This is a genomic window from Amycolatopsis sp. NPDC003676 (assembly GCF_053587275.1).
In genome coordinates this window covers 1-1,967 of the sequence record NZ_JBSFNS010000248.1, presented here as the reverse complement: position 1 = coordinate 1,967, position 1,967 = coordinate 1, and the positions used below count along the sequence as shown (strand labels likewise).

Annotated in this window: 3 protein-coding genes; 1 reads left to right on the top strand and 2 read right to left on the bottom strand. The window is 66.1% G+C overall.

The genetic code is table 11. The features are described from left to right. Nucleotides 1-267: 267 nt before the first annotated feature. Nucleotides 268-741, bottom strand: coding sequence for a helix-turn-helix transcriptional regulator (locus ACWDNU_RS45310; RefSeq protein WP_355270890.1), 474 nt, complete (start codon nucleotides 739-741; stop codon nucleotides 268-270). Continuing rightward, entirely contained in the window at nucleotides 738-986 is a 249-nt protein-coding gene (locus ACWDNU_RS45305; protein ID WP_355270892.1) for a hypothetical protein, read from the bottom strand. Before ACWDNU_RS45305 ends, ACWDNU_RS45310 begins: the two co-directional genes overlap by 4 nt. Nucleotides 987-1,666: 680 nt before the next feature. Here ACWDNU_RS45305 and ACWDNU_RS45300 point away from each other — a divergent pair. Next, nucleotides 1,667-1,967 (top strand): hypothetical protein (locus ACWDNU_RS45300; RefSeq protein WP_449673384.1); only part of this gene is annotated, 301 nt, incomplete at its 3' end.

The window sequence follows — 1,967 nt, the reverse complement described above, 5'->3', positions numbered from 1 at the left end:
AGTTCCTTGGTCTGCACGATGGTGTCGCCGACCAGGGTGTGCACCTCGCGCAATTCCTCCTGTGCCCGTTCGAGATCCCGGTGCACCACGGTCGCCACCGGTTTGACGATGCCGAACGGCTTGGCGCAACTGCCGAACGGCGATTTCGTCGTCAAGGCCCGGGCTGGGACGCGCACGCACTGTATGTCACGAGCTTCCTCGGCACCGTCACGCAGCTGACCCCACCCAGCGCATGAGGGTGCTCAGGCGCTGGCGGACTAGAACCCGTCAGGCGCAGTTGGTCCTCGGTCGGCCCGGCTTGCGGTCCCATTCCTGTGCGAACTTGCGGATCGGTACCGCATCCCATACCGGACCGGTACGCAATTCGAACAGCGGCTGCGGGAACGCCGGGGTCGAGCGAAGCTGGTGCACCCGCTGACGGCTCACTCCGAGGAGCTCACCCACCTCCGGGGCGGATACCAGCTCCGGCAGTGTCGGAGCTTCGGCGCGCCGAGCCTGCTCGTCCTCGGTGATGACCTCGATCGCGGTCGGCGGCAGCGGGACGGCGACACTGATCACCGTGTGTGCCATCTCGGCGGCGCTGATCGGGTCCGCCGTATCGACGTACACCGACACCTCGATACCGCGCTCGTTCTGGGACACCGTGCCATCGTGCTCGGTGAGCATCTCTTCCCACGCGATCAGCTGAGCCTCGTCGGCCCCGCGATCGAAGGCGAATGTTGCGACCCACGTCTGAATCACTGGTCCTCCTTCCGGCGCTGTGCGCGTTGTTCCTTTTTGCTCGGCGGTGGAATCTGTAGTCCTGCCCCGCGGAGTGCGACTTTCAGGTCGGCTATCCTGCGGCGGGAGTTGCTGGGCGTGGCCGGGTAGCGCACGACATAGTCGCCGTTCGGTGCGTAGAACCGGGTGTAGCCCTTGGTGTCATCGACGACTGTCCATCCCTGACTCCTGGCCCAGTCGGCGATGTCCTTGATATCTGAGTTCATGGTCGCCTTTCCCTTGCGATGTGTCAAGTGTTTGCCGGGGTTCGACCATGCGGAGCACCCAAGGGTGCCGGTGTCGAAACCCCCCTTCCCCGGACTCCCGGTCACCATGTCCCGATAGACCATCTCGGCCAACACTTCTGGCCCCGCGTCGAGGAGACGCGCGGCGAGGTTGGACCGTGACGTAGGTGTGCACCCCGGCCGACACGGTGCGTACGTGCGAGGCGTACGACGGTGGTACTCGCAGACGGCTGGGTTTCGGAGTGGGAGCTTCCCCTGGTCGGGCTCGTCGGTGACGACCGTGGAACAGTCCACCGGGGCCTGGGAGGCGGGCAGCAGGTCGTCCGGGCACGGGAGCGTTGACGGCTCCTGGCGTCAGGGCGGCTCCTCGGCGTGGAGAGGTGCCGAGGCGTTGCAGGTAGGGTGTCCCCTACGGTGCGAACAGGTAGTGACTGCTTCGTACCCAGGCCCTCGGATAGCGTTGGCGCGCTACCGGGGGCCGTTCTGTGAACGCGACGCTACACCTCGGGTAACCGACGGGCAAACAGCTTCGGCGCGTTGCGGATTCGGCTTCCGGCGGCCGCGTCTACACGCTCATCGTCGGCCCTACCGGACTGCCGCCGTCCTTCGCCCGCTCGGTCAGGGTTGGCCCCGTGTCTCGGTGTCCGGTAGCGTCTTCCGGCGTGAGTACTCCTGGGGGGAGCGACGGTCAGTCGTTGTCGGTAGTCCCCGAAGAGGTCAGTGACGTCGGCAGGTACGTTTACGGTCTCGCCGAAACGCTACGCGCGGCCTTGGATTCGGCAAGTGGGGATGTCGAAGCGTTACTCAGTGGCGGTTGGCTCGGTGATCTGGCCGACGAGTTCGGTACCGGTTGGACCGAAACCAGCAGCCGCGGAGCGGTGCTGCGGGAAACGCCGGGCAGGTACGAGGTCGTGGAGCAGGAGGTCGAGGACCCGCGACAGGGCGAGCTGCGGGTGCAGATGG